Genomic DNA, 26,248 nt, shown 5'->3' with positions numbered 1-26,248 from the left:
GGTGAGAGAGATTAATTCATAATTTCTTCAATCTTTGCAGAAATTCTCGCTTGCAAATATTTATCGTCTTTCGCAATACTGCGGGCGACTTTTAATTGAGCCACCGCTGCTCTTTTTTGTCCTTCAAGTATTAAGCACTGAGCTTGCGTAAAATAGGCATAGCCTTTTTGGTTTATTTTTGCTTGTGCTCGAGCTAATTCCTTACAAAGTGACAGGTCTTGTTTGTATTGTCTGCTGCCTTTAAGCAAAATGCTGACGGCCTTTTCATTTTGATTGGCCGCTAATAACGCTTGCGAATAAGCCATAAGCACGGCGTAACTATCAGGGTAATTAATTTGCATTTCTGCTAGTCGAGAAAGCGCTGTCTGGTATTGAGATAATCCTGTTTCTGCTTGGGCCATAGCAATTTGAAAATAAAGGTTATTTTTTTGTATTACTAACGGTGTCAGCAGTTCGCGTGCCTTAGTAAAATTATTGGTATTTAATAAAGTCAGCGCATGACCGTATTGACAGGCTGTAGGTGGACTTATTTTAGGACATTGACGTTCGTAGTATTCTAGTAAGGTCCTGGGATCTCGTGATACATCGGTGCGAATGATTTCTTTAACTAAAGCATAATCCAAGGAGTCAGAATAATTTTTTTTCGCAAAGCGTGTTGTACGGTTCTGTGCTTCAGCAATTCGATCTGAATCTAAGGGATGGCTACGTAAAATGGCTGGTATATGCGCTGTATAGTAATAACGAGTATTTTCCTGCATTTTCTGAAAAAAGGCAGCCATACTGTGCGGGTTGTAGCCTGCTTTAATCAGCATATCAATACCAATTCGGTCTGCTTCTTTTTCTTTTGAGCGTGTAAAATTAATAGTATCTTGCGAAAATCCAGATAATGAACCCATTATAGCTCCCATACCTAATGTAGGATTGATGACGCCTAAAGCAACTGAAGCAAGCAAAGAGGCGAGCATGGGAATACGCATTTGTTTTTGATGCTCAATTGCACTGTAAAGATGATGCAAACGGACGTGCGCGATCTCATGCGCCATTACTCCAGCTAACTCACTTTCGTTGCTCGTGATGAGAATTAATTGGGTGTTAATGCCTATATGCCCACCAGGACCGGCAAACGCATTGATTTCATTTGATTTTACGATAAAAAAATCGGGTGTTTTAATGTGTCCCTGTTGAGCTAAGTTTTTTCCAATACGATTAATGAATTGTCTTGCTAGAGGGTTACGTTCTACACTTTCTGATTGATTAATTTGTTGCACAAACTCTTTTTCTAACTGGTCCAGCTCATTGGTGGAGTAGGGAGATAATCCTTCCGCGGCAAGTGGTTGGGTCAAAATAATAGTTAATGACAGCCAACAAATAGTTTTCTTGATTTTCAATTTAATCATTAGGCTACTCAAAAATTGAATAATTTGTTATCATTCGTACAGATTTTAAAGGTAATGTAATCAATGCATAAAAAGTTTTTGCTCGCAACTCTCGAACAAGCCCGCCTTGGGCAAGGTTTTTGCGCCCCTAATCCTTGTGTTGGCGCTGTTGCTGTGCAAAATGGAACTATTATAGCACAGAGCTGCCATAGGGGTGCAGGAACCCCACATGCTGAACAACTATTGTTAGCACAGATCCCAGCTAAAACACCAGGGGTTAGTCTTTATATTTCTCTTGAACCGTGTAATCACTGGGGGAGGACACCTCCTTGTGTTGATGCTATTATTAATCATGGTAGCATTGAGCATGTTATTTTTGCTTATTCAGATCCAAATCCAGTAGTTGCTAAAAATAATTCCTCGGAAAAATTGCGTGCACAGGGGATAAAGGTAACTCATTATCCGGTGGAAGAGATCACTGAGTTTTACAAAAGCTACGCCCATTGGATTTTAACCAAAACGCCCAGAGTTACAGTTAAAATAGCGCATACATTAAATGGTAAAATTGGTCGGTCAGTTGGTGAGCAAGTCGTTTTATCTAATTCTTTATGCGGGGAATTTACTCATAAAATGCGCGCGGCTACTGACGTGATTCTTACCAGCGCCAGAACCATTTCTTTGGATAATCCCCGGATGAATGTAAGATTAGCTGCTACAGAACAAGCAAAGCCAATAGCCATTATTGACAGGCAACTTACATTGAATAAAGAAGTAAGTATTTTTTCAACTGCTGCTTATTGTCATGTATATCATTGTGCAAAGCGGGAAGTATCCTATTCAAATAGCAGTTTTCATTTAATGCCTATGAAAAATGGGTTAATGGATTTAGCTGCTGTAATTAGGCATTTGGGTAAATTGGGATATCATGATGTGTGGGTTGAGGCAGGTGGGGCTATTTTTAGTACTTTACATAAAGAGCGGTTAGTTCAGCGAACTTATGTGTATCTTGTTCCCACATGTTTGGAGCACGATGCCATTTCAGCATACCAGCAAAGTGGGCTATTTGACTATCCACACACAGTGTCATGGCATGGTATGGGTGACAATATAATCATAGAAATTGATTGGCAAGAACACTAGGGTATATACACTTGTATTAAATGAGGTCGCATTATGAAGCATTCATTAGCTACAATAGAACAGGCAATAGAAACACTCAAAGCCGGTAAAATGATTATTTTAATCGATGATGAAGATAGAGAAAATGAAGGGGATCTCGTTATGGCAGCAGAATTTGCCACCCCTGAAGCAATTAATTTCATGTCTCGTTATGGTTGTGGGTTAATTTGTTTGTCTATGGCTGAAGAATTGGTTGATAAATTACAGTTGCCTATGATGGCGCAAAATAATAAATCACCCTATGGCACAGCGTTTACTGTATCTATTGAAGCAACGGAGGGCGTCTCAACAGGGATTTCCGCACAGGATAGAGCGCATACCATTAAAGTGGCAATTAATTCGGAAAGTAAGCCCACGGATATTATTTCTCCAGGGCATGTTTTTCCGTTACGTGCTAGAAAAAAAGGAGTTTTGGAACGGATGGGCCAAACGGAAGGTAGTGTTGATCTGGCAAAACTTGCTGGTTTAGTTCCAGCTGCGGTGATTTGTGAGATTATGAATGAAGATGGGACTATGAGTCGATTTGATGAGCTATTAGTATTTTCACAAAAACACACTATTCCACTGGTGGCCATTAAGGATTTAATTGAATACAGAGTTCGTCATGAAGTTTTGGTTATTGAAGCTGCATCAACACGTATTCCTCTGCAGGATAAAGGGGATTTTAATATGACAGTGTTTGCCAACGACTTAGATTCTTTGGAGCATTTTGCATTGGTAAAACCCTCACGATTTGCCAATCAAATACCTTTAGTTCGTATTCATTCTGAGTGCATTACGGGCGATATTCTGGGTTCTTGTAAATGTGATTGTGGCAAACAATTAGAACAGGCTCTTTTTTTGATTGCACAGGAAGGCGGCGTGTTAATTTATTTACGTCAGGAAGGACGAGGTATTGGCTTAGCTAATAAGTTAAAAGCTTATGCTTTACAAGAAAAGGGATTAGATACCGTGGATGCAAATAATGAGTTGGGTCTCCCTGTTGATAATCGCGATTATGCAATTGCATACCAAATACTGAAGCATTTTGGTATTGATGCCATACGGTTGTTAACAAATAATCCATTAAAAATCAATGCAGTTAAGCGTTATGGTGTTACTATAACTGAGCGTGTTCCTTTAGAGATAGAGCCGACTCAGGAAAGTCATCGATATTTGAAAACTAAAAAAGAAAAAATGGGTCATTTTTTGGCAATAAACTAAAGAAGGAAATCACGAAATTTCCCTTCCTTTAGTTGGGATTTTAGCACTTTCCTTCAAAATTCATGTCATTTTTATTTTCATTTTGGTAGAATTAAATCCCGTTTACTTTAGGTGAGTTTAGGGGCAACAGGCTCTAGTGGATTTAGCATTTTGAACGGGATCAATTATGACAAATTTTATTTTTATTACTGGCGGTGTTGTTTCTTCCTTAGGGAAGGGTATTACTGCTGCATCTTTAGCGGCCATCCTTGAGGCACGCGGTCTTAGAGTTACGTTAATTAAGCTGGATCCCTACATTAACGTTGACCCGGGCACTATGAGCCCATTCCAACATGGTGAAGTTTTTGTAACCAATGATGGTGCAGAAACTGATTTAGATTTAGGACATTACGAACGTTTTGTAAATACTATTATGACCAGACGTAATAATTTTACCTCTGGCAAGATTTACGAAAACGTTATTAAAAAAGAGCGCAAAGGGGATTATTTAGGAGGCACTGTTCAGGTAATTCCACACATCACAAATGAAATCAAACGTTGCATTAAACTAGGGGCTGATGGCTTTGATGTCGCTATGGTTGAAATTGGTGGCACAGTAGGCGATATCGAGTCTTTGCCCTTTCTTGAAGCGATTCGTCAAATGCGGATAGAATTAGGCTCACAAAGAGCGATATTTATTCATCTAACCTTAGTGCCCTATATTACTACTTCAGGTGAAACAAAAACAAAACCAACACAGCATTCAGTAAAAGAATTACGCTCCATAGGTATTCAGCCAGACATTTTAATTTGTCGTTCTGAGAGAGCATTATCCATGGCTGATCGAGCAAAAATCGCACTGTTTACGAATGTTGAAAAAGAGGGTGTAATTCCACTTGAGGATGCGCCCTGTATTTATCAAATCCCAATGATCTTACATGAGCAAGGGTTAGACGATATAGTGGTAAAGAAATTAGCACTTAATGCGAATGCTGCGGATCTTAGTGAATGGCAGCGTGTTGTTGATATGCACAAAATTCAAACCATGACTGTTAAAGTTGCATTGGTGGGTAAGTACATTGAATTAAATGATGCTTATAAATCAATTAACGAAGCATTGCTACATGCAGGAATTCATACTCAGACTAAGGTTGAAATTATCTATTTGGATGCAGAATTAATTGAAACGCATGGTTCTGAATTATTAGAAAATATCGATGCTATTCTTGTTCCAGGTGGTTTTGGCGAAAGGGGAGTTGAAGGCAAGATTAATGCAATTCAATATGCACGTGAACACAAGGTACCATTCTTAGGAATTTGTTTAGGTATGCAAACCGCAGTTATCGAATTTGCCAGAAATGTTGCAGGTCTTGCTGGAGCAAATTCTACTGAATTTAATAAAGATACACCTTTTCCTGTACTTGGTTTAATTAATGAGTGGATGGATTCAGATGGCTCCAAACAATTTCGTGATGAGCATACCAATTTAGGGGGGACGATGCGTTTGGGAGCGCAATTGTGCCAATTGGAGGAGGGTACTTTAGCTAGTAAGGTCTATGAAAAATCGAAAATCATTGAGCGTCATCGGCATCGTTATGAAATGAATAATAAATACGTTCAACATTTGGTAGAGTGTGGTTTGATTATTTCAGGACGTTCTGCGGATAATACATTAGTTGAAATGGTGGAACTAGCCGATCATCCTTGGTTTTTAGCATGTCAATTTCATCCCGAATTTACATCAACTCCTAGAAAAAGTCATCCACTATTTAAACAATTTATACTTGCTGCACGGAACAAACATCAGGATAAGGATAAAGCATGAAATTATGTGGATTTGAGATAGGTTTGGACAAACCTTTATTTTTAATTGCAGGTCCTTGTGTTATTGAAAGCGAAGAATTAGCGATAGAAACTGCGGGTTATTTAAAAGAACTATGCAGTCAATTAAACATCCCTTTTATCTACAAATCATCTTTTGATAAAGCAAATCGTTCGTCTTTATCCAGTTATCGCGGCCCAGGATTTGAAAAGGGGCTACTTATTTTAGAAAAAGTAAAGGCACAGGTTGGTGTGCCAGTATTGACTGATGTGCATGAGGACACTCCATTACTTGAAGTATCCAGTGTAGTGGATGTGTTGCAGACCCCTGCTTTTTTATGCAGACAAACAAACTTCATTCAACAAGTGGCTGCAATGAATAAGCCAGTTAACATCAAGAAAGGTCAGTTTTTAGCTCCTTGGGAAATGAAGCATGTAATTGCCAAAGCAAAAGCAGGGGGTAATGAGCAAATTATGGCCTGTGAACGTGGAGTAAGCTTTGGTTACAATAACCTAGTTTCAGACATGCGTTCTTTAGCTATCATGCGGGATACTGGATGTCCTATTGTTTATGATGCAACTCATTCGGTGCAGTTGCCTGGTGGTAATAACGGTGTTTCGGGGGGGCAAAGAGAGTTTGTTCCTGTGCTTGCCCGTGCGGCAGTTGCGGCAGGGATTTCGGGTATTTTTATGGAAACTCATCCTGATCCCGATAAGGCTTTAAGCGATGGTCCTAACAGCTGGCCTTTAGATAAGATGAAACAGCTGTTAGAATCTTTAATCTCTATTGATTCTGTATATAAAAAGGCTGGAGAAATTTTTTAAACAGCTTTTCTTAATGCTGGGCTGTACTTTACAGCCCAAAACCAGTGATTTAAGCTAAATCACTCATTGTAGAAACCGCATGATATCCTGCATCAACATGCACTACCTCGCCAGTAATGCCTGAGGCTAAATGAGAGCATAAAAATGCAGCAGTATTACCTACTTCTTCAGTAGTAACATTTCTTTGTAGTGGGGTAATGTTTGCATAAGCGGTTTGAATTTTACGGAAATCCTTAATACCTGCAGCAGCCAAAGTTTTAATTGGGCCTGCTGAAATAGCATTAACACGTAAACCCCTATGACCCAAACTTGATGCTAAATAACGCACAGAAGCCTCTAAACTTGCTTTAGCGACTCCCATAACATTATAGTTAGGAACTGCTTTTTCAGCACCATAATAGCTCAAAGTTAAAATAGCACCTTGAGTACCTTCCATCATTGGTAAGGCAGCTTGTGCCACGCCAATCAGACTATAGGCACTAATATCATGCGCAATTCTAAATCCTTCACGTGTACATGAGCTAACAAAGTCTCCGCTGATTTGATCTGCTGGCGCATAAGCCACAGAGTGAATAAGTATATCTAATTTGTTCCAATGTTTGCTTAGATTAGTAAAAAGAGTATTAATCTCTTCATCATGAGCAACATCGCAGGGATAGATCATGGCCGAATTAAATTCGGCCGCCATTGATTGTACGCGGTCTTTCAAGCGTTCATTTTGATAGGTAAATGCTAATTCAGCTCCTTGTTCATAAAATGCTTTAGCAATGCCATAAGCAATAGATCTATTGCTTGCCAGACCAATAATTAGTGCTTTTTTACCCGCTAAAAAACCCATGGTTTTCTCCTTATGTATTATCCTAGAACATTCATTATCTTATTAATTAAGCGCTGTGATTTAATTGCTTTTTTTAAAATTATTTACTGTGTGATGCTAATAATTCACGCATTTTAGCTTGGATCATTTCAATAGCAATTCTATTTTCACCACCGCGAGGAACAATGATGTCCGCATAACGACTTGATGGTTCAATAAATTGTAAGTACATAGGACGGACAGTGGTTTCGTATTGATGAACAACCGATTCAAATGTTCTGTGACGTTCAACAACATCTCTTTTTAAGCGTCGAGTCAGACACACATCAAGTGGGGTAGACATAAAAATACGAATATCCATAATTTCGCGTAACTTTTTATCACTAAAGAGTAAAATACCTTCCAGAATAATAATCGCGTGTTTGCCTACAGTTCTTGTTTCAGCCAAGCGTTGATGATTTGAATGAGAATAAATTGGGATTTCAACAGATTTTCCTTCACGAAGTTGACGTAAATGTTCGCAAAGCAATGCATGATCAAAAGAGTCGGGATGATCATAGTTTATTTTTTCTCTGTCAGCAAACGGAAGGTGTCCATTATCTTTATAATAAGCATCTTCGGAAATAACGACTACATGTTCTGATCCTAATTCGTTAACTATGGTGTTGGCAAAAAGACTTTTACCTGATGCGGAAGGACCTGAAATTCCAATTATAATTGCTTTTTTGTTCATCATAACATCACTCAAATTTTCGCACGGATGGTAAAGGTTTTTTGTGTTAAATTCAATAGTAGCTGCTCATTACGGCTCAAGAAATGTCTAATATTTTTACATAACGACTGAGTAGTTACATTTAATAAAAAGCAAAAATGAAAATCATGACGTAATTAATTAGTTTAAACTTCATTCTAGTGAGGAAGTTTAGTTTTATGTGCATGCAGCTATTTATGATGAATATGCTGCTGACAGTTCGTTGCAAAATTATCTTTCCTCGTGATTAACAAATGCTAACAAAAGTACGCTCTATCGTTCATTAAGTATTTCTTTAGATTTAAGAGAAAATAATAAACCCACTAATTCAGACTTATGTTATATGTATAGTGCATTAAAAGAATTTATGTTCTCATATATGTATAAGAATCCAAAAGATTTAAGGGAAGGCGCTTATCAACCCTTATTCCATTTAGTAAGGAAAAAATTGAAAAATTTGATGTGAATAATTTTCTTGAACAGTTAACTAAAAAGATAGGAACGTTAGAAAAGAGTGTTAATATCAAATTAGAGCAAACATCTCATTTTTCTCTACATCTGTTTTCTACTGCTGATCCATTTTAAAAGAGCTAGGTCATAGAACCTGCAGAGACTCAGCAGGATCTTCTTCATTATGTAGGGAAGGCCATCTTTGGCCGATTGGGAGCGAAAAAATTCCACATCAATGCTCACATACTGATGTATGCTGTGCTTTTTTCGTTCCCAATCGACTCAAAGCTGACCTTTCTCCAAGAATCAAGATCTTAACTTGAACGGATAGCTAATATACCTGAGAGGTATATTATTCAACAGGATAACCGAACGCAGACCATGCCATGATTCCCCCTTCGACAGAATAGACTTCCTGATATCCCAGATTCATTAATGAGTGTGCTGCATGTAAGGATCTAACTCCTCCTTGGCAAAGCAGATAAATTGAATGATTTTTATCAGGGATTTGAACTTCGATATGTGTCGTAATGCTGCCTTTAGAGATATGAAATGTTTTGGGTATATGGCCCATTTGCCATTCTTCCTCTTCCCGCACATCAATAACGCATAAGTCGGAATTTTGCTCCATTTTACTTTTTAACATATGAACGTCGATGGTTTTGATATTAAGATTTGTCATAACGAACTTCTCTCGGTATGGGTCTTGTTAATGAAGAATGGTGTAATAACCAGTAAATTGTTGCAGTTAATACACCCCCGATTAATGTGGCAAATGCCCAAGTTGAGGCAGAAACAAGAATAGTTTTTTGTCCTATTCTATTCATATTGCCACCATCGCGAGCTACGGCTCCAGCAAATACCAAGTGCAAAATTCCGTTGATTAACATAATAATATAGAAAAAAGTCTGAATTTGTGTAGCAAATTGTTTTACCAGTTCATTGATCATAAAATTTAATTCCTCTATAAAAGGTTTCTTTTTATTCCCTTCGTCTCAAACATATACACAAGCTTCCCCCAGACTGAACGAATGTCTGGATGCATCCGCTAATGTTTGCAAGGGTTGGTATTCATCATAATGGAATCTATAATAAATAACAGAAATTTGTTCAGATCTTTTATTTCTTTCTTAACACCGGTAACATCAGTGAATAAAAATAATATGAGAAAAAGCATGAAAGCTTATGAAGTCCCTGTTCCACATTTAACTATAGCTAATTCAGGCCCCTTATATCACGTAGAAAAAATTGTTTTAAATCAGGTTGCAGTAATTGAGTCATGGTTTCGACAAGAATGGAAGAAAACGCCGCCGCCATTGACATCATCAGTTGATTTACGTCAGGCGGGGTTCAAGTTGACGCCTGTTGATACTAATTTATTTCCCGCTGGATTTAATAACTTAAATCCAGAATTTCTTCCATTATGTATTCAGGCAGTACAATCAGTACTTGCAGATTACGTTCCTGATTGCACTCGAATTATATTACTTCCGGAAAACCATACTCGTAATAAATTTTATATGCAAAGTCTTTATGTTTTGCGAACTATTTTAGTTAAAGCAGGTTTTGTAGTGCGTATTGGGAGTCTGGATCCAGAACTTAAAGAGCCTATTGAAATTGTTCTCAAAAATGATGAAACTCTATTAATTGAACCAATACAAAGACAAGGAGAACGAATAGGCCTTTCTGATTTTAATCCTTGTTTTTTAATGCTAAATAATGATCTGTCGCAAGGTATTCCTGAAATTTTACAAGGTTTGCAGCAAAAAATCGGACCTACAGCCAAACTGGGTTGGTCGAGGCGATTAAAATCGAGTCACTTTAGTTTTTTTGATGATGTGGCAAATGAGTTTGCTGAGTTACTCGGTATGGATGCATGGTTGATCAATCCTTATTTTAGCGCAATCAATGGGGTTAATTTTATAGCGCAAGAAGGAATTGAACAATTAGCAGAAGAAGTTGACAAAGTTCTCACTTTAATGCGGCACAAATATACATTCTATGGGATTAAAGAAAAACCATTTGTAGTAATTAAAGCGGATAATGGCACTTACGGTATGAGTGTTATGATGGTAAATGATGCTGATGAAGTAAGGATGTTAAATCGAAAGCAGCGTACCAAAATGTCTGCGAGCAAAGGGAGCCGAAAGGTAGATCGTGTCCTTATTCAAGAAGGTGTTTACACCTTTGAAACTATGCCTGATGGAGCAGTTGCTGAACCTGTAGTTTATATGATTGGTCAATATGTAGTTGGTGGTTTTTATCGAGTTCATCAAGAGCGAGGCTTTAACGAAAATCTGAATGCGCCAGGAATGCATTTTGAGCCACTAGCGTTTGCACAGGCCTGTAATATGCCGGATGATGAATTAGAGGTGGTGGATTGTCCTAATCGTTTCTATGTTTATGGTGTTATTGCACGTTTAGCCGCTCTTGCTGCAGCAAGGGAAATCGTAGCTATTGAGGAAGAATAATGAAACTTGCCATATTGCTGGATCCGTTACATTATCTAAAACCCTATAAAGATACTACAGTTGCCTTGATAAAAAGAGCACAAGAGATGGGTTGGTCTTGTGTTTATTTTACTCAAAACGATTTATTTTGTAGAGAAGGCCGAGCTTATGCTCGAGTTGCCGATATAAATATTGGTGATTTGCAAAGCATTGATTGGGCCCGAACAAAAGATTTTGGAGAAAAAGCCTTAGGTGAGTTTGATATTATTTTGATGCGTAAAGACCCGCCATTTAATACAGAATATATTTACACTACTTATCTTTTGGAGCTTGCCGAATGTGAGGGGGTTCTTGTGGTGAATAAACCACAAAGTTTACGTGATGCTAATGAAAAATTTTTTACATTGAATTTTCCTCAATGTTGCCCTACAACACTTGTTTCGCGAGATATGAATAAGTTGCGTTCTTTTTGGCAGCAGCATCAAAATGTCATTTTTAAACCCGCGGAAGGTATGGGGGGGAGCTCGGTATTTCATGTGGATGAACACGGAAAAAATTTGTCAGTCATTTTAGAAGTTCTGACCGAATATCAAAAAAGAACTATTATTGCACAGCGTTATATTCCCGAAATTGTATCAGGTGGCGACAAACGTATTTTAGTCCTTAACGGCGAACCTGTCCCATACGCTTTAGCAAGAATCCCCGCACCAGGGGAATTACGTGGTAATTTAGCAGCAGGTGCACGGGGCAAAGTTGTCCCAATTACTAGCCGTGATCGCTGGATTTGTGAGCAAATAGCCCCAACTCTTAGATCGAAAGGATTGTACTTTGTTGGGATTGATGTGATTGGAGATTATTTAACTGAAATCAATGTAACCAGTCCAACCTGTTTGCAAGAAATTACTGCGGAAACGGGATTGGATATTGCCGGTAATTTTTTACAATCTCTTGAGAAAATTTGTCTCGCTCAAGGTTAAAGGAATCTTTGATCAGTTCTTCCTCCAAGAGTCAAGATCTCATGAATACACCGGAGCTCTTGTCTATTTTATAGCTCCTACTCATCTACATAGTCGCTACCAACGTTCGCTGCTGCTGCTTTTTGGTCCGCTTGTTGATCTTCAATATAAAGAGAACCATTATCTTGCTCAGCACCAGAAATAAGGTAGTTGCGATGTTGCAAATAGGCATCCCTAAGAAATGAATATTTATCTAGAGCTTCATCCATCAAGCGTTCAGCATCAAACAGTTGCGAACGCAGATCAACATAGCGTAAAGCCAGTAAACTAAAAATTACTGTATTGTCATTGATATAAACATAGGGGCTATATAGAGCAAATTGGAATAACCAACCCGCTCCGTCACGAATAGTACTTGGGCCTAAGAAGGGCAGAACCAGGTAGGGTGAATTTTTATCACCCCATTTAGCTAAAGTAAGTCCCAAATCATTTGAGTGGGGCGGTAAACCAAATTTTTGGCCTACATCCAAGAGCCCACCGATACCTAAGGTAGAGTTAATGACAAAGCGCCAACTGTCTCTGATTGCCCATTTTCCCTCAGCTTGCAACAAATCATTACCCACAGTAGGAATCAGGTCTAGATTATTGTAGAAATTATTTACACCTTTACGAACAAATGCAGGTAAAACAGCCCTATACAATTTTGCAGGTGGCTTTAAAAAAATCTTATCAAATGTTGAATTAAACTTATATACCTTGCGGTTAAATGACTCATAAGGATCTGCGGGATTTATTCCTTTAGTCGCACAGCAACCAGCTAAGGTAAGGCTTCCTGCCAAACTGATACTTATTAAATTTAAGCGCATGATTTTTCTAACTTATTAAACTTAGCAACGATGTTACACGAGTTTATTGTTCTTGCAAACTGCCAGGTTGAGTAACGCATCTAGCATGCATCAAGCCTTTGCTTGGAAATTTCTTTGCTGGCATAGATAAGAGCATCAATAATGCCAGATTCCCGATCAGAATGCCCCGCATCGCGGACAATTCTTAAATTGGATGCGGGGATAGATTGATGTAATTCAAATGCACCCGCCAATGGAGTAATCAAGTCAAAACGACCATGCACAATATAAGTAGGAATATGTCTTATTTTGTTAACATTATTCATTACTTGGTTTTCTGTTATGAAAAAATTATTTGTGATGAAATAGGTTTCCAAAGTTGCAAGAGCCAAGGCAAAATGTGGATCGCTGTATTGATCAATAATATATAAATGAGGTTGTAAACTGCTACAACGAGCCTCCCACAGTGCCCAGTTTTTTGCAGCACTCATGCGAGCTAATTCATTAGTCCCTTGTAAGCAATGAGCATAATATTGGGGGATTTCTTCAAGCATGTTTTCGGGAACATTAGTAATAAATTCTTGCCAATAATCTGGATAGACTAAATTGGCTCCCTGTTTGTAAAACCAGTCGACATCTTTTTTCCTACCTAAAAAGATCTGATGCAACAACAAGGCTTTAATATGTTGGGGGAATTTTTGTGCATAGAGTAAAGCTAACAAAGAACCCCAACCACTACCGGATAAAACAAATTCAGATAATTTTAAAAAATCTCTAATCGTATCAATGTCATTAATTAATAATGCTGTATTATTTTCACGAATTTCTAAATGGGGGGAAGAACGTCCACAACCCCGTTGATCAAAAAGAACAATACGGTATTGTTGGGGGTCAAAAAAACGACGTAAATAGCCATCAGATGAACTGGCTCCAGGACCGGGGTGCAAAACAATAACGGGTATTCCTTCCGGATTTCCTGTTTCTTCAATGTAAAGTGTATGTATCTCACTGACTTTTAATTCATGTTGAGCATAAGGTTTAATTGCTGGATAGAGTGAATGCATGTTAATCCTTTAGGAATTAGTATTAGACTATTTTCGCAGTGTGATAGCACACCGCCTTTTTTGCACTTTGTTTTCTGCAAAGTGAAGTTTATTGTTAAATTCTTTTATTCTGCTCTTGGCGTGGTACGATTGCAAGGGCTGCTTTGCACGCACATCCAGAAATTTTTGAGAGGTGCGCATTAAATTTTTTATTTAAAAAGGTTTTAGATTAGTTACATGTGCTAAAACTTAGCATAACATATCCTTTGTTTTTACCAGCCAAATTGAGGATAATATCCACCTCTATTTTTTTTGGAATTAATGTATGACTATTGCTGCTCTTCTCAAAGGCTTGAACGAACGACAACGTGAAGCAGTTACTGCGCCTTTGGGTAATACGTTGGTTTTGGCTGGAGCTGGAAGTGGCAAAACAAAAGTTTTAGTTAGTCGTATTGCCTGGTTGATTGAAGAAAAGCATATTTCACCGCATGAAATTTTAGCGGTAACTTTTACTAACAAAGCTGCTGGTGAAATGCGAACACGTTTAAACAACCTACTTGCTATGCCTGTGCTAGGTTTATGGGTTGGAACATTTCACGGCCTGTGCCATCGCTTGTTACGTAGACATTATAAAGAAGCCCATTTACCTGAGCAATTTCATATTCTAGATTCTGATGATCAGGCACGAGTGATCAAGAGGGTAATTGCTGCTTTAAATTTAGATTCAGAACAATGGCCTATAAAACAGGCTCAGTTTTTTATTAATGGACGTAAAGATGAAGGAATACGTCCGCAACATGTCCATACATTACACTATGGACCTGGTAAAACATTACTGGCAATTTATACTGCTTATGAAGAGGCTTGTCGTACTGCCGGAGTAATTGACTTTGCTGAATTATTATTGAGAACTCACGAGTTATTACGAGATAATCCTGAAATTCTGACGCATTATCGCCAACGTTTTCAAGCGATATTGGTTGATGAATTTCAAGATACAAATACCATTCAATATGCCTGGATACGTCTTCTAGCTGGTGAGAAAATGGCAGTTTTAGCGGTAGGAGATGATGATCAGTCTATTTACGGTTGGCGTGGAGCTAAAGTAGAAAATATTCAACAATTTTCGCATGATTTCAAAGACACGAAAATCATTCGTTTGGAACAAAATTACCGATCAACAGCTACCATACTTGATGCTGCCAATGCCTTAATTACAAATAACAATTCACGCATGGGTAAAGACTTATGGACTGCCGGCAGTGCCGGCGAGAAAATTCTTGTCTTTAGTGCATTTAATGAATTGGAAGAAGCACGTTTTGTTAGCGAACGCATTATGATTGAGATTAATCAAGGTGTGAGCACTGATGGTATTGCTGTTTTATATCGTTCGAACGCTCAATCTCGTGTATTGGAAGAAGCGTTATTACGCGCAGGAATTGCCTATCGAATTTACGGTGGTTTGCGGTTCTTTGATCGTGCCGAAGTTAAAGATACCCTAGCGTATTTGCGATTACTCGTTAATCCAGATGATGATACGGCTTTTGAGCGTGTGGTGAATTTTCCAACACGCGGTATTGGCGAAAAAACATTAGATGATGTGCGTCAATATGCTAAATCAGAACAATGCTCTTTATGGTTGGCGGCAAAAAAATTAGTGTCCTCAGGTGAAATGCCACAACGGGCAGGAGCAGCTCTGACGAAATTTATTGAATTAATTGACGAGTTGCGATGTAACACAGCAGATATGGAATTAGATGAGCAACTTTCTACAGTGATTCAGGGTAGTGGTTTGTATACTCACTTCAGTAAGATTAAGGGAGATAATAAGTCGGAGTCACGTCTTGATAACTTGCAAGAGTTGATCAATGCAGCAAAACAATTTCGTTATGAACAGGACGAAGAAGAGGAGCTTCCTTTAGTGAACGCCTTTTTAGCCCATGCCTCATTAGAAGCTGGTGAAATGCAAGCTGATGAATATGAACGCTCGGTACATTTGATGACTTTGCATGCAGCCAAAGGTCTTGAGTTTCCAATTGTATTTTTGGTAGGTATGGAAGAAGGAGTGTTTCCTGGAAAACAATCCCTTGAAGAGCCAGGACGTTTAGAAGAAGAGCGTCGTTTGTGTTATGTGGGTATGACTCGTGCTATGCAGAAATTGATTTTGTCTTATGCTGAAGTTCGTCGTCAATATGGGCGTGAAGAATATCATCGCCCCTCTCGATTTTTACGTGAATTACCCCAGGAATTACTTGATGAAATTCGTGTTAAAGCACGCTTTAAATCTCCTGATGTGACAAGAAGTAAGGCACCCATTATTGCGCAAACGCAGGCTGAGGAAGCTGGGTTGCCTTTAGGACAAAGTGTCATGCACACGAAATTTGGCCAAGGAGTAGTCTTGGCAATTGAGGGAACTGGGGCACATACTCGGGTTCAGGTGAAGTTTAGCGAGCATGGTATCAAATGGTTGGTTTTAGCTTATGCTAATTTGGCTGTGGAATCTTAAGTTCTCGTTATTTTAACTATTGAATTTTTTGCAAGTGAATGCTAGGGTGCCGTTTGGGGTTGGGATAATAATTATATAAATATTTAAGGGGAATTCTGTGAAATTTACAAATCTATTAACAATAGGTGCATTGACAGCATCTTTGGTCTCACCTGTGCTTAGTGCAGATGACAACACTGCTGCTTCTCTGTCAGATGCACAAAAAAAGGAAGTTCAGCAAGTAATTCATAATTATTTAGTAACTAACCCAGAAGTCTTATTAGAGGCGTCACAGTCTCTACAACAAAAACAACAACAAAATATGCAGCAGCAAGCACAATCTGCAATTAAAGAAAATGCAGATCAATTATTCAATGACAAAATAACTGTTGCAGGTAACCCAAAAGGTAATGTGACAATTGTTGAGTTTTTTGATTATCAATGTGTTCACTGCAAAAAAATGTCACCGATTATTAATAGTTTAATTGAGAAAGACAGTGATTTAAGAGTAGTCTATAAAGAATTTCCAATTTTTGGAAAGAGCTCTGAATTAGCTTCAAAAGCTGTTTTAGCTGCGGGTATGCAGGGTAAATATAAGGCAATGCATATGGCTTTAATTGGTGTTGATAAGCGTTTGAATGATAAGATCATTATGGATTCTGCCAAGTCTCTCGGTTTGGATATGAAGAAGTTCAAAAAAGATATGGACAGCAAAGAAGTTACGGAAGTGTTAGAAGCTAATCGTGCATTGGCTGAAAAATTACACTTGATGGGAACTCCTGCATTTATCATTGCATCTACTCCAAATGGCCGCTTTAAAGTAGGTACTGAACCCTCATTTATTCCCGGCGCTGCAAGTAAAGAAGCATTACAAGAACTCATTAAGAAAGCTGCTGGTAACTGATGGCAATGCCAAGACACTTACTTTTCGCGGACAAGTGCCGCGAAAAGTAAAGCTACTTTTGTCCCAACTTATTTAAGAAGTTACAATCTTATCATCATTGTTAATTTTGAGATCTTCATGACAAAACCGAATACATTTCAGGATATTATTCTCATTCTGCAGCAATATTGGGCTGCTCAAGGTTGCATTATTTTGCAACCCTTGGATATGGAGGTTGGTGCGGGTACTTTTCATCCGGCAACTTTCTTGCGAGCCATAGGCCCAGAACCATGGTCCGCTGCTTATGTTCAACCTTCACGAAGACCCACAGATGGTCGTTATGGAGATAACCCTAACCGGGTACAGCATTATTATCAATTCCAGGTAGTGCTTAAACCTTCTCCTTTGGATATACAAGATAAATATTTAGATTCATTGCGTGCATTAGGCATAGATTTTTTAGCAGATGACATTCGTTTTGTTGAAGATAACTGGGAGTCACCTACTTTAGGGGCTTGGGGTTTAGGTTGGGAAGTTTGGCAAAATGGAATGGAAGTGTCGCAATTTACCTATTTTCAACAAGCAGGTGGTCTGCCTTGTAAGCCTGTAACCGGCGAGTTAACTTATGGCCTGGAACGATTGGCCATGTATATTTTAGGTGTGGATAATTTATTTGATTTGCCTTGGGCTAATACAGCAAATGGGATGATAACTTACGGTAATGTCTTTCACCAAAATGAAGTAGAAATGTCTGCTTATAATTTTGAATATGCAAATGTGGACGAATTATTCAGACAATTTGATTATTATGAAGGTGAAGCACAAAAATTGATCTCCTTAAAGTTGCCACTTCCAGCCTATGAAATGGTGATCAAAGCGTCTCACTCCTTTAATCTTCTTGACGCGCGTAAAGCGATCTCTGTAACTGAAAGACAGCGTTATATTTTACGAGTTAGGCAATTATCACGAGCAGTGGCGCAAGTATATTATGAAGCGCGTGAAGCTTTGGGGTTTCCTTTGGTAAAAGGTGTGTAATGGTTAATGATTTTATATTTGAATTAGGGTGTGAGGAGTTACCTTCAGGTTCTGTTTGGGCCTTAGCTGATGAGTTTGCTAATCAATTATTAGCTGCTTTGGATAAGGCACAATTAAGCTACGGAGAAGTAAAACGTTTTGCAACACCCCGTCGTCTTGCTGTGTATATCCAGAATTTACAAACGGAACAAAAAAGTCAAATGATAACCCGACGTGGTCCAGCGGTAATTGCAGCCTATGACAAAGAGGGTAAACCTACACAAGCGTTACTGGGTTTTTCTAAATCTTGTGGTGTAGCGCTTGAGCAGCTTTCAAAAATAGAAACAGATAAAGGTGGTTGGATTGTATGTGAAATACCAACGCATGTTAATAAAACTAAAGAGTTACTGCCCGTTTTCATCAGTCAGTCTTTAGCTGCTTTACCTATTGCAAAACCTATGCGTTGGGGTTCAGGTGATGAGGAGTTTGCCAGACCGGTTCATTGGGCTATGATGCTTTATGGAAATGAAGTAATTGACTCGCAGCTGTTGGGAATCAGAACTGGTTGTAAGAGTCGCGGACATCGCTTTCATCATCCACAAGAGATTACACTTTCTTCAGCACAAAGTTATGAGATAAAAATGAAAGAAGGATTTGTTATCGCTGATTTTGCTCTTAGAAAACAATTAATTAAAGAACAAGTTGAGCACTTGGCTGCTTTGCAGGAGGCAACAGCGGTTATGCCTGATGATTTGCTTGATGAAGTAACTTCCATTGTCGAATGGCCCCAAGCATTAATGGCTAATTTTGAAAAGGAGTTTCTTGAAGTGCCTGCTGAAGTGTTGATTGCATCGATGCAAGCCCATCAGAAATGTTTTGCGTTAAGAGATAAGAATGGATTGTTAATACCGCATTTTATTACGGTTGTAAATATTGCTAGTACAAATCCACAGCAGGTTATTTCAGGTAATGAAAAAGTGATGCGTGCACGTTTAAGTGATGCTGCATACTTCTTTAAAAAAGATAAAAAATATAGTTTACATCAGCACATTGCCGCAACTGAAAATGTTGTTTTCCAGGTAAAGCTAGGAAGTTTGTGGGATAAAGCACTACGTATAAAGGCCTTAATGACTTATTTGAGTCCAGCGCTGAATCTATCTTTGCCAGAAGCTCAACGTGCTGCTGAATTAAGTAAATGCGATTTACTAACCGGTATGGTAGGAGAATTTCCTGAGTTACAAGGTTTAATGGGTTATTATTATGCTCTTCATGATGGAGAAAATCCCTCTGTTGCTCACGCCTTAAATGAACAATACATGCCACGTTTTGCAACAGATAAATTGCCTGAATCAGTTTTAGGTCTTGCTTTATCTTTGTCGGATAGAATGGATACTTTAGTAGGTATTTTTGCTATAGGACAAAAGCCTTCGGGAGTAAAAGATCCATTTAAATTAAGACGCCATGCTTTAGCAGTTGTTCGTTTATTAATTTCTACGCCGGTCTCATTAAATCTGAGTTCGTTAATTGATCAGGCTGTAGCACAGTATATAGGAATTTTAGACGTAGATTCTAATATAACTTCTGAATTAAAACTGTTTATTCTTGAGCGCCTGCAGTCTTATTATCAAGGTCAAGGGTTAAGCGTGGATTTAATTCATGCAGTGCGTGCACGTCAAGATGAATGCCTATATGATTTAGATAAACGCTTACACGCCTTACAAATGTTTGTCTCGCGTCCCGAAGCAACATCGCTCTCTGCTGCATGTAAGCGGGTGACTAATTTATTAAACTCTACGAGTAAACTAGTATTATCGGCTAAAATTAATGAGCAATTGCTTGAAGAAGCTACAGAAAAATCTTTATATATTCATATTAATAAAATAATACAATCAGTTGCACCTTTATATCGTTCGGCAGATTATGGAGCTTTATTAAAATTACTTGCTAGTCTTAGAGATCCTGTAGATGCTTTCTTTGATCAGGTAATGGTTATGGTGGATGATGAAGCTGTAAAAGTTAATCGTTTAACTCTCTTGGCTTGTTTGCAAGATGTGCTTCAAGGTGTCGCTGATATTTCACTATTGCAACTTTCATGATTAATGTTTCTAGTGTAGGTTATGAACATGAAGGTTTACACGATAAAGCACAAGCGCTTGCTAAACAGCTAAGTTTTTTATTGGACAAGGATGCAAATCCCTGTCTTTTTCTTACTGAAAAAAAATTGACATTGAAAATACCTAATTTTTCTCTACTTTTTCCTGAATTTCATGCAGCCTTTTGGAATAAAAGGAAAAAGGCGGGGAAAAAACAAGGATTAATACGCGCATGCAAACCCGTAACAGGTTTAAAAATTATTGATGCAACAGCTGGTTGGGGACGAGATGCTGCTGTTTTGGCTACTTTTGGTGCCGAAGTATTAATGTTGGAGCGCCATCCAGTGATAGCAGCATTATTGGCTGATGCTTTATTGCAGCGAACTGAATTTGATAAGAAACAAATGCACTTATCCCTTTACGTAGGCGATTCTTGTTCTTTTTTAAATACATTAAAGGAAAAGGAGTACCCTGATGTAATTTATATTGATCCCATGCATCCTGAACGTAATAAATCAGCTTTAGTGAAAAAAGACATGCAAGCATTACAACAAATGATCGGAGCTGACAAGGACGTTTTAAAATTAATACATCTTGCAATAAGACGAGTGAAACAAAAGGTAGTGGTAAAATGGCCGCAAAAAACAAAGTCTTTATTGCCTGCAAATGCATCTATTGAGGGAAAGACAGTTCGATTTGATATTTATTTTCCTTTGAATCAAATAAATCTCAGGCAAAATGATCTCCAAGTTAACTAACCAAATTCTGTCAGCTCTTCTTTTAAACGCTTTTCTTCTAGCAAATCTTCGATTTTTCGTCGTCTTTCCAATTTGGTAGAAGGATTTGATTCGGTAATTATTACACTGTTGTCGCTAAAATCTTCCAGTACATTTTCATCTTCATCAAAACCACAGGTACTCATAGCTAACTCCTTAGCTTAATCGGTTTTGTTTCTTTAATAAAATAACAGAATTCAGAAAGCAAAAATAGTGGAATTTTTTGAGCAGTAGTAATTATTTCTAGCTGGATTTACTTTATTTATGTTACGAGATTATGTTAATTCACAAAGAACATATAAATGATATAGGTATTGTTTAAATTATATCGAACTCAAAGACGATAAACTTTTATCGTCTTTGACACTTATAGAGGAGCTTGTTGGTTCACGTCTTGACAGGCATTTATTTTTTTCTTTCTTGAACTAATATAGAGGCAACGTCGATTCGGCGTTGCCGTCTTTATTGAACCTCTTGATTTTGAGACAAGAGACATTTAAAATCAGCCATAAAATAATTTTGCTGTTCTCACTTTCCTGGGTTTACAGTTGCGCTAGTCTGTTTTTCATTGGGCACATTTTGAATTGCCTTAGCTTGGGCACTTGCTCTTAAATCTTCCATTTCTTTCCTTATTTCATTCATACCTGCTTTGGTCATTGTTTTCGGTGTTGAAGTTATATTTTGTAAACTATCCTGAATTGTCTTCGATCTTTGTTCCAGGAGAGCAAATTCACTGCCTTTTTTACTGTACAGCCGTTCTTGGATTGATTCATATTTTTGACTGTCTTTCTCATTTCCAACCCCATTATAGCTCATCAGCTTACCATTGATGTTTAATTTAATTTTCTCAGGTGGAAAACCAGCTTTAATACATGCTTCATATGCTTCTCGGCCACGTTGCTCTGCAATTTTTTGATTACTAAAATCGAGTTTCATCGTGATTGAACTCGAGCCTGAGGCACGAATTGCTTGAGCTAATATCAACATGTCTCTACTAGCTCGATCATTGAGATAATAACGGGGATTAAATAGTCTCATCCCCATATCTAATTGATAACTTATGGGTTGTTCGGATGCTCGCCTTATTTCACCACCGCCAATAAGTTGAATGAATTTTAACTGATCCAGATTAACTGAAAAAATATCTTTTTTATCAGCACCGAAGGCTACTTCCATATTCTGAGCACTATATAGATTTCGATTAGCATCAGCAATTTTCTCAATTTCTCTTTGCATATTGGCGTCATTTTTATGTAGACTGGCAATAAATAGAAATGCTTGCCTTTGTCTTGTTGACGTATTATGTAATTGTGCTTCAGACTCTTGAGTTGATTTATCAAATGCTTCTATTTGTTTTTTGTGAGTATCTTCTAAATCTGCAATGAGACTGTGTTGCACATTTTCAATTTGTGCTTCAGTAATATTAAGCCCTGTTTGAAAATCTTTCTTAAACTCAGTCAAAGTAAATTGGTGTTTTAATCGCTCTAATTCTTCTGATTGTTGTTGTTTTATTGCGTTTTTACCCTCTTCAACAAGTTCTTTCATGACTCCGATAATGTCTTGAACGTTACGTCTACCCCTGCTTTGTTCTACAAGTTCTTTGAATATCTGTACGGATTCGACGTATTTTTTTTGAGCTGTTTGAAGTTTTGTGGTTAGTTCGCCTTCTGTGATTGGTGTTAATTTTAAAACATCATTTATTCCTGTTTTAATGCGCTCAATGGCTGCACGGCGATCATTTGCATTGTCGTCATCACCTCCAATAATTGCCCCCAGTTTTTTATAAAGAGGTTCATCTTTTTCAAAGATTTTGGCTTCTTGTAGATCGGTAAAGTCTCGAGCTCTTCCTTTGACATGATCTTCAAACGCTTTAGCATCAAAGATGAAATCATCCCCTTCTCTCAAAGGCATATCAGAAAGATATTCTTGTGCTATATTTTCTAAATCTGTCGGAGAGTAGTGTTTAGAAGTTCCACGATCGCCAATAATCTTATTTAATCGAGATCGTTTTTCAGGTTTCGTTGGATTCAGCCCACCCATCAATGGTGCTGAAGGAAGAGGACTTGTCATAATCTGCACCTTTAAAGAAATTTAGTTAACTAAAGTATAACACTTTTTTCATTAAGGGAGGATTAAACTACCTCGATAATTATCTTAGTAGTTTAATTCATTTACCAGGCAGGAATGGCAGTATCTCCAAATAATGTTTCTGCCTTTGCTTTAACTTCATTAGAATTTAATGCCTTAACAAATAAGAGCAATTGTTCCTTTTTAGGACTATCACGACGAATTACAATAATATTTGCATAAGGTGAATCTTTATCTTCAGTGAATAATCCATCATGAGAAGGAGTTAAACCAGCGGGTAAAGCAAAAGTAGTGTTGATTACAGCTGCATCGACGTCAGGTAGTATTCGAGGTAATTGCGCAGCATTCATTTCTTTAAATTGTAAATGCTGCGGATTGAGTGCAATATCCTGTAAACCTGTAGTATTGGTGTCTTTTAATGTAATTAAATGAGCCTTTTCCAATAATTGTAAAGCGCGCATCTCATTACTGGGATCGTTAGGTAAAGCAATGATTGAGTTTTCAGGCAAATCGTTTAATGAAGTAAATTTTTTGGAATAAATACCCATAGGATAAACAAAGGTTCTTCCTATAGCTTCAAAATTATAATGATGTGCCTTAATAGCGGCTTGCAAATAAGGTAAATGCTGGTACACATTCGCGTCCAGGCTGCCATCCTGCAATGCTTCATTGGGTAAGTTATAATCATTAAATGCAATAATTTTAATGTCTAATCCATATTTGGTTTTTGCTACTTCTTTTGCTGTTTCAATAAGCTCCGTTTCAGGGCCAGCAATAGTTCCTACAACTAAGGTATTGGGCGAGGGCTTATTGCAGGCCACTAAGCTTAATAATAAAACAATATAAGTTAAAATTCGCATTGAAAAACTCCAAATTTATTTAATGATGTAAAAACCGTTTTGCCAAATGGTCACCCATCATTTGTATCATTTGTACCATAATAATTAATACAATAACCGTCGATGCCATCACTCCAGCATCAAAACGTTGATAGCCATAGTTAATTGCTAAAGTACCCAGGCCTCCCGCACCCACCGTTCCGGCCATTGCTGAATAATTAACCAAAGTGATGGCAGTTACAGTGATGGCATGAATTAATCCAGGTTTTGCTTCTGGTAATAAAATATGAAGAATGATTTGTTTAGTAGTTGCCCCCATAGCATATCCTGTTTCAATTAGCCCATTGGGCAAACTCTGATAAACATTATCAACCAAGCGGGCAAAAAAGGGAGTGGCTCCTAAAGTCAAAGGTACAATTGCTGCATTTATCCCAATCGATGTGCCAACAATAATTCGAGTAAATGGAATAATAGCTACTAACAAAATGATAAAAGGTATTGAGCGCGACATATTAATAAAGATGGACAGGGCTTTATGTAATTTAGGCATTAGCTTTACCCGCTTGGTTGTGTAAAGTAGGGTACCTAACGGCAAACCCAATAGTATGGCAAAAAGCATACTAGTAACCACCATATATAGAGTTTCGCCTGTAGCGACGAATAAATCATATGCCATCGGGTAGGACATAGCCTAAAACCTCCACAGTTAATTTGGCGTGTTTGCATCGTTCTATGAATGCTTCCAATAAAAATTGGTGTGCAGTGAGTTCAACTATTAAAACCCCACAAGTGACTGTATCAAAACGATCAATATTGGCGAGTAAAATATTAATATCTAAATTTAACTCACGACTGGTTTGACTGATAAAGGGTACTGTAGCTTCTTCCCCTTGAAAAAAAAGACGAAGAAGGGGTTTGTCTGTTATATAGGACGCTACTCTGCTGGTTAAACATTCTGGTAATTTTGGGCTAAGTTGTGCATAAAGCATAGTACGTGCCACACTGTCATTTTTATTGAATACATTTGCCAAAGCTACAGTTTCGATAAGCTTCCCTTGTTCTATAACAGCCAATCTTTGACAAATGCGTTTTACTATATCCATTTCATGAGTAATAAGGACTATGGTAATTCCATACAAGGTATTAATTTTTTTAAGTAAGATGAGAATTGCATCCGTTGTTTCGGGATCTAGAGCAGAGGTGGCTTCATCACAGAGTAAAATTTTAGGTGAACAACTTAAAGCACGTGCAATTGCTACTCTTTGTTTTTGCCCGCCACTAAGTTGATGTGGATAGGCAAATTTTTTATCTGTTAGTTCTACAATTGGCAGCAATTCTTTGATTTTAGCATCGATCAAGTCTTCATTAATTCCTTGAATGCGCATTGGTAGTGCAATATTGTCATACACATTTTTTGAATTGAGTAAATTAAATTGCTGAAAAATCATCGCCATTTTGTGACGAGCTAAAGCTAAATTTTTTCGTGAAAGGCTATTCAGGTATTGGCCATCAATAACGACATCACCTTCGTCAGGACGCTCCAACAAATTAATACATCGTAATAAAGTGGACTTTCCAGCGCCACTTTTGCCAATAATACCAAAAATTTCACCTTCTTGAATGAATAAATTAATATCTTGTAAAACTGGTTTGCCAGAAAAGGATTTTGTTAATCGAATTAAATCAATCATGTTATAACCTGAAATTATATATTATGCATGCGATAGACGGTTTGGAGAGAGAGTATGAAACAGCACCCGCTTTAGCCGTATTTTCAAAAAAGAACCCTTTTTTGAGCGTCCGCAAGCTGAATTTCAAATCGACGCCGTAGTTGGAGTATACACAATCTGATTAAGTAAACAAAGAAGTATTTGAATTGCTTTTTGGTTGTGATGTAGAAAAAACTATTACCATAATGCTCTTGGTGAGAGTATTATTTTTTAATTCAGTAAAAAACCTACCACATGGATGTTTCATGATTTTTAATAATAGCGCTGTTGCGTTCTTTTTTTATGTGTTTTCAGTTCACTAACTTCATTTGCTGGTAGTATGGGAAAAATTGGTTTTTTACCTAAAGGTTATTTCCTTGCTTAGATTGGTGGGTATTCTGGAGTTCAGGTCAAAACGCAAACTATAATTATGGACAAGAACCTCCGGTGAGTAATTACTACACAGTTACAACTCATCAGGGTATTAGTCTCCAGTTCAATAATGTTGCAGATCAACTATCCATTGTAATTGGTTATCGCTTTTTCTACCTAGGACAGGGGAAATCAACAATCAACAATCAACAATCAACAATCAGCAAGCACTTAATGCAATTAAAACGGGCGATAACTATGCGAATGCTCTTGTTTTTACCGTGACAATTTAAT

Annotated in this window: 24 protein-coding genes and 1 pseudogene; 13 read left to right on the top strand and 12 right to left on the bottom strand. The window is 37.7% G+C overall.

Annotation, left to right across the window (positions count from 1 at the left end):
• Positions 1 to 11 precede the first annotated feature (11 nt).
• On the bottom strand, positions 12 to 1,397 hold the full coding sequence (locus tag WA877_RS07325) for a M48 family metalloprotease (protein WP_425170262.1): 1,386 nt from the start codon (positions 1,395 to 1,397) through the stop codon (positions 12 to 14).
• A gap of 63 nt (positions 1,398 to 1,460) precedes the next feature.
• On the opposite strand from WA877_RS07325, the gene ribD reads away from it, so the two are divergent.
• The 4 genes from ribD (at position 1,461) to kdsA (ending at position 6,383) form a co-directional block, all read left to right on the top strand.
• Positions 1,461 to 2,516 carry a bifunctional diaminohydroxyphosphoribosylaminopyrimidine deaminase/5-amino-6-(5-phosphoribosylamino)uracil reductase RibD gene (gene ribD, locus WA877_RS07320; protein ID WP_425170261.1) on the top strand — a complete coding sequence of 352 codons (1,056 nt, stop codon included), beginning with the start codon at positions 1,461 to 1,463 and terminating at the stop codon, positions 2,514 to 2,516.
• Between the two features lie 33 nt (positions 2,517 to 2,549).
• Positions 2,550 to 3,758: a 3,4-dihydroxy-2-butanone-4-phosphate synthase gene (gene ribB, locus WA877_RS07315; RefSeq protein WP_425170260.1), complete on the top strand. Its 1,209-nt coding sequence runs from the start codon at positions 2,550 to 2,552 to the stop codon at positions 3,756 to 3,758.
• A 166-nt stretch (positions 3,759 to 3,924) separates the two neighbouring features.
• Positions 3,925 to 5,562 (top strand): CTP synthase, encoded by a 1,638-nt coding sequence (locus WA877_RS07310; RefSeq protein ID WP_425170259.1) that lies wholly within the window; start codon positions 3,925 to 3,927, stop codon positions 5,560 to 5,562.
• Positions 5,559 to 6,383, top strand: coding sequence for a 3-deoxy-8-phosphooctulonate synthase (gene kdsA / locus WA877_RS07305; protein ID WP_425170258.1), 825 nt, complete (start codon positions 5,559 to 5,561; stop codon positions 6,381 to 6,383). Before WA877_RS07310 ends, kdsA begins: the two co-directional genes overlap by 4 nt.
• A gap of 49 nt (positions 6,384 to 6,432) precedes the next feature.
• Here kdsA and WA877_RS07300 read toward each other — a convergent pair whose 3' ends face one another.
• Together WA877_RS07300 and udk are read right to left on the bottom strand one after the other, a co-directional pair.
• Positions 6,433 to 7,221 carry an enoyl-ACP reductase FabI gene (locus WA877_RS07300; RefSeq protein WP_425170257.1) on the bottom strand — a complete coding sequence of 263 codons (789 nt, stop codon included), beginning with the start codon at positions 7,219 to 7,221 and terminating at the stop codon, positions 6,433 to 6,435.
• A 79-nt stretch (positions 7,222 to 7,300) separates the two neighbouring features.
• Positions 7,301 to 7,933 carry a uridine kinase gene (udk, locus tag WA877_RS07295; protein WP_425170276.1) on the bottom strand — a complete coding sequence of 211 codons (633 nt, stop codon included), beginning with the start codon at positions 7,931 to 7,933 and terminating at the stop codon, positions 7,301 to 7,303.
• A gap of 283 nt (positions 7,934 to 8,216) precedes the next feature.
• Here udk and WA877_RS07290 point away from each other — a divergent pair.
• Positions 8,217 to 8,417, top strand: a pseudogene (locus WA877_RS07290) (hypothetical protein); the annotation flags it as partial.
• A 336-nt stretch (positions 8,418 to 8,753) separates the two neighbouring features.
• Here the strand turns inward: WA877_RS07290 and WA877_RS07285 are convergent.
• Both WA877_RS07285 and WA877_RS07280 read right to left on the bottom strand, forming a co-directional pair.
• Positions 8,754 to 9,083: a rhodanese-like domain-containing protein gene (locus tag WA877_RS07285; protein ID WP_425170256.1), complete on the bottom strand. Its 330-nt coding sequence runs from the start codon at positions 9,081 to 9,083 to the stop codon at positions 8,754 to 8,756.
• The gene (locus tag WA877_RS07280) at positions 9,070 to 9,351 is read right to left on the bottom strand and encodes a hypothetical protein (protein ID WP_425170255.1); all 282 of its coding nucleotides are present in this window, start codon (positions 9,349 to 9,351) and stop codon (positions 9,070 to 9,072) included. Before WA877_RS07280 ends, WA877_RS07285 begins: the two co-directional genes overlap by 14 nt.
• A gap of 225 nt (positions 9,352 to 9,576) precedes the next feature.
• Here WA877_RS07280 and gshA point away from each other — a divergent pair, with 225 nt between their 5' ends.
• Both gshA and gshB read left to right on the top strand, forming a co-directional pair.
• Complete coding sequence (gene gshA, locus WA877_RS07275; protein ID WP_425170254.1) at positions 9,577 to 10,872, top strand: glutamate--cysteine ligase; 1,296 nt, start codon at positions 9,577 to 9,579, stop codon at positions 10,870 to 10,872.
• Entirely contained in the window at positions 10,872 to 11,828 is a 957-nt protein-coding gene (gene gshB, locus WA877_RS07270) for a glutathione synthase (RefSeq protein ID WP_425170253.1), read from the top strand. The genes gshA and gshB overlap by 1 nt, the downstream gene beginning before the upstream one ends.
• Positions 11,829 to 11,905: 77 nt before the next feature.
• Here gshB and WA877_RS07265 read toward each other — a convergent pair whose 3' ends face one another.
• Together WA877_RS07265 and pip are read right to left on the bottom strand one after the other, a co-directional pair.
• Positions 11,906 to 12,673, bottom strand: a complete 768-nt coding sequence (locus WA877_RS07265) for an MlaA family lipoprotein (RefSeq protein WP_425170252.1) — start codon at positions 12,671 to 12,673, stop codon at positions 11,906 to 11,908.
• 80 nt (positions 12,674 to 12,753) lie between these two features.
• The gene (pip, locus tag WA877_RS07260) at positions 12,754 to 13,716 is read right to left on the bottom strand and encodes a prolyl aminopeptidase (RefSeq protein WP_425170251.1); all 963 of its coding nucleotides are present in this window, start codon (positions 13,714 to 13,716) and stop codon (positions 12,754 to 12,756) included.
• A 304-nt stretch (positions 13,717 to 14,020) separates the two neighbouring features.
• Between pip and uvrD the strand changes: the two genes are divergently transcribed.
• The 5 genes from uvrD (at position 14,021) to WA877_RS07235 (ending at position 20,928) form a co-directional block, all read left to right on the top strand.
• Positions 14,021 to 16,201, top strand: a complete 2,181-nt coding sequence (gene uvrD, locus WA877_RS07255; RefSeq protein WP_425170250.1) for a DNA helicase II — start codon at positions 14,021 to 14,023, stop codon at positions 16,199 to 16,201.
• A 97-nt stretch (positions 16,202 to 16,298) separates the two neighbouring features.
• Complete coding sequence (locus WA877_RS07250; RefSeq protein ID WP_425170249.1) at positions 16,299 to 17,084, top strand: DsbA family protein; 786 nt, start codon at positions 16,299 to 16,301, stop codon at positions 17,082 to 17,084.
• A gap of 117 nt (positions 17,085 to 17,201) precedes the next feature.
• On the top strand, positions 17,202 to 18,098 hold the full coding sequence (gene glyQ / locus WA877_RS07245; protein WP_425170248.1) for a glycine--tRNA ligase subunit alpha: 897 nt from the start codon (positions 17,202 to 17,204) through the stop codon (positions 18,096 to 18,098).
• Positions 18,098 to 20,173: a glycine--tRNA ligase subunit beta gene (gene glyS, locus WA877_RS07240; protein WP_425170247.1), complete on the top strand. Its 2,076-nt coding sequence runs from the start codon at positions 18,098 to 18,100 to the stop codon at positions 20,171 to 20,173. The genes glyQ and glyS overlap by 1 nt, the downstream gene beginning before the upstream one ends.
• Positions 20,170 to 20,928: a class I SAM-dependent methyltransferase gene (locus tag WA877_RS07235; protein ID WP_425170246.1), complete on the top strand. Its 759-nt coding sequence runs from the start codon at positions 20,170 to 20,172 to the stop codon at positions 20,926 to 20,928. The genes glyS and WA877_RS07235 overlap by 4 nt, the downstream gene beginning before the upstream one ends.
• Here WA877_RS07235 and WA877_RS07230 read toward each other — a convergent pair.
• The 5 genes from WA877_RS07230 to WA877_RS07210 form a co-directional block, all read right to left on the bottom strand.
• A complete protein-coding gene (locus tag WA877_RS07230) occupies positions 20,925 to 21,092 on the bottom strand; it encodes a PA3496 family putative envelope integrity protein (protein WP_425170245.1) in 168 nt (55 codons plus the stop codon). The genes WA877_RS07235 and WA877_RS07230 overlap by 4 nt on opposite strands.
• Positions 21,093 to 21,474: 382 nt before the next feature.
• On the bottom strand, positions 21,475 to 23,016 hold the full coding sequence (locus tag WA877_RS07225; protein ID WP_425170244.1) for a hypothetical protein: 1,542 nt from the start codon (positions 23,014 to 23,016) through the stop codon (positions 21,475 to 21,477).
• Positions 23,017 to 23,117: 101 nt separating this feature from the next.
• Positions 23,118 to 23,894, bottom strand: coding sequence for a MetQ/NlpA family ABC transporter substrate-binding protein (locus WA877_RS07220; RefSeq protein WP_425170243.1), 777 nt, complete (start codon positions 23,892 to 23,894; stop codon positions 23,118 to 23,120).
• 19 nt (positions 23,895 to 23,913) lie between these two features.
• Positions 23,914 to 24,561 carry a methionine ABC transporter permease gene (locus WA877_RS07215; protein ID WP_425170242.1) on the bottom strand — a complete coding sequence of 216 codons (648 nt, stop codon included), beginning with the start codon at positions 24,559 to 24,561 and terminating at the stop codon, positions 23,914 to 23,916.
• Entirely contained in the window at positions 24,539 to 25,564 is a 1,026-nt protein-coding gene (locus WA877_RS07210) for an ATP-binding cassette domain-containing protein (protein WP_425170241.1), read from the bottom strand. The genes WA877_RS07215 and WA877_RS07210 overlap by 23 nt, the downstream gene beginning before the upstream one ends.
• 465 nt (positions 25,565 to 26,029) lie before the next feature.
• Between WA877_RS07210 and WA877_RS07205 the strand changes: the two genes are divergently transcribed.
• Positions 26,030 to 26,239: a hypothetical protein gene (locus WA877_RS07205; protein WP_425170240.1), complete on the top strand. Its 210-nt coding sequence runs from the start codon at positions 26,030 to 26,032 to the stop codon at positions 26,237 to 26,239.
• The last annotated feature ends 9 nt before the right edge of the window (positions 26,240 to 26,248 follow it).

This window comes from Legionella sp. (genome assembly GCF_049790535.1).
GTDB lineage: Bacteria > Pseudomonadota > Gammaproteobacteria > Legionellales > Legionellaceae > Legionella.
This window is presented reverse-complemented; position numbering and strand designations above follow the sequence as displayed.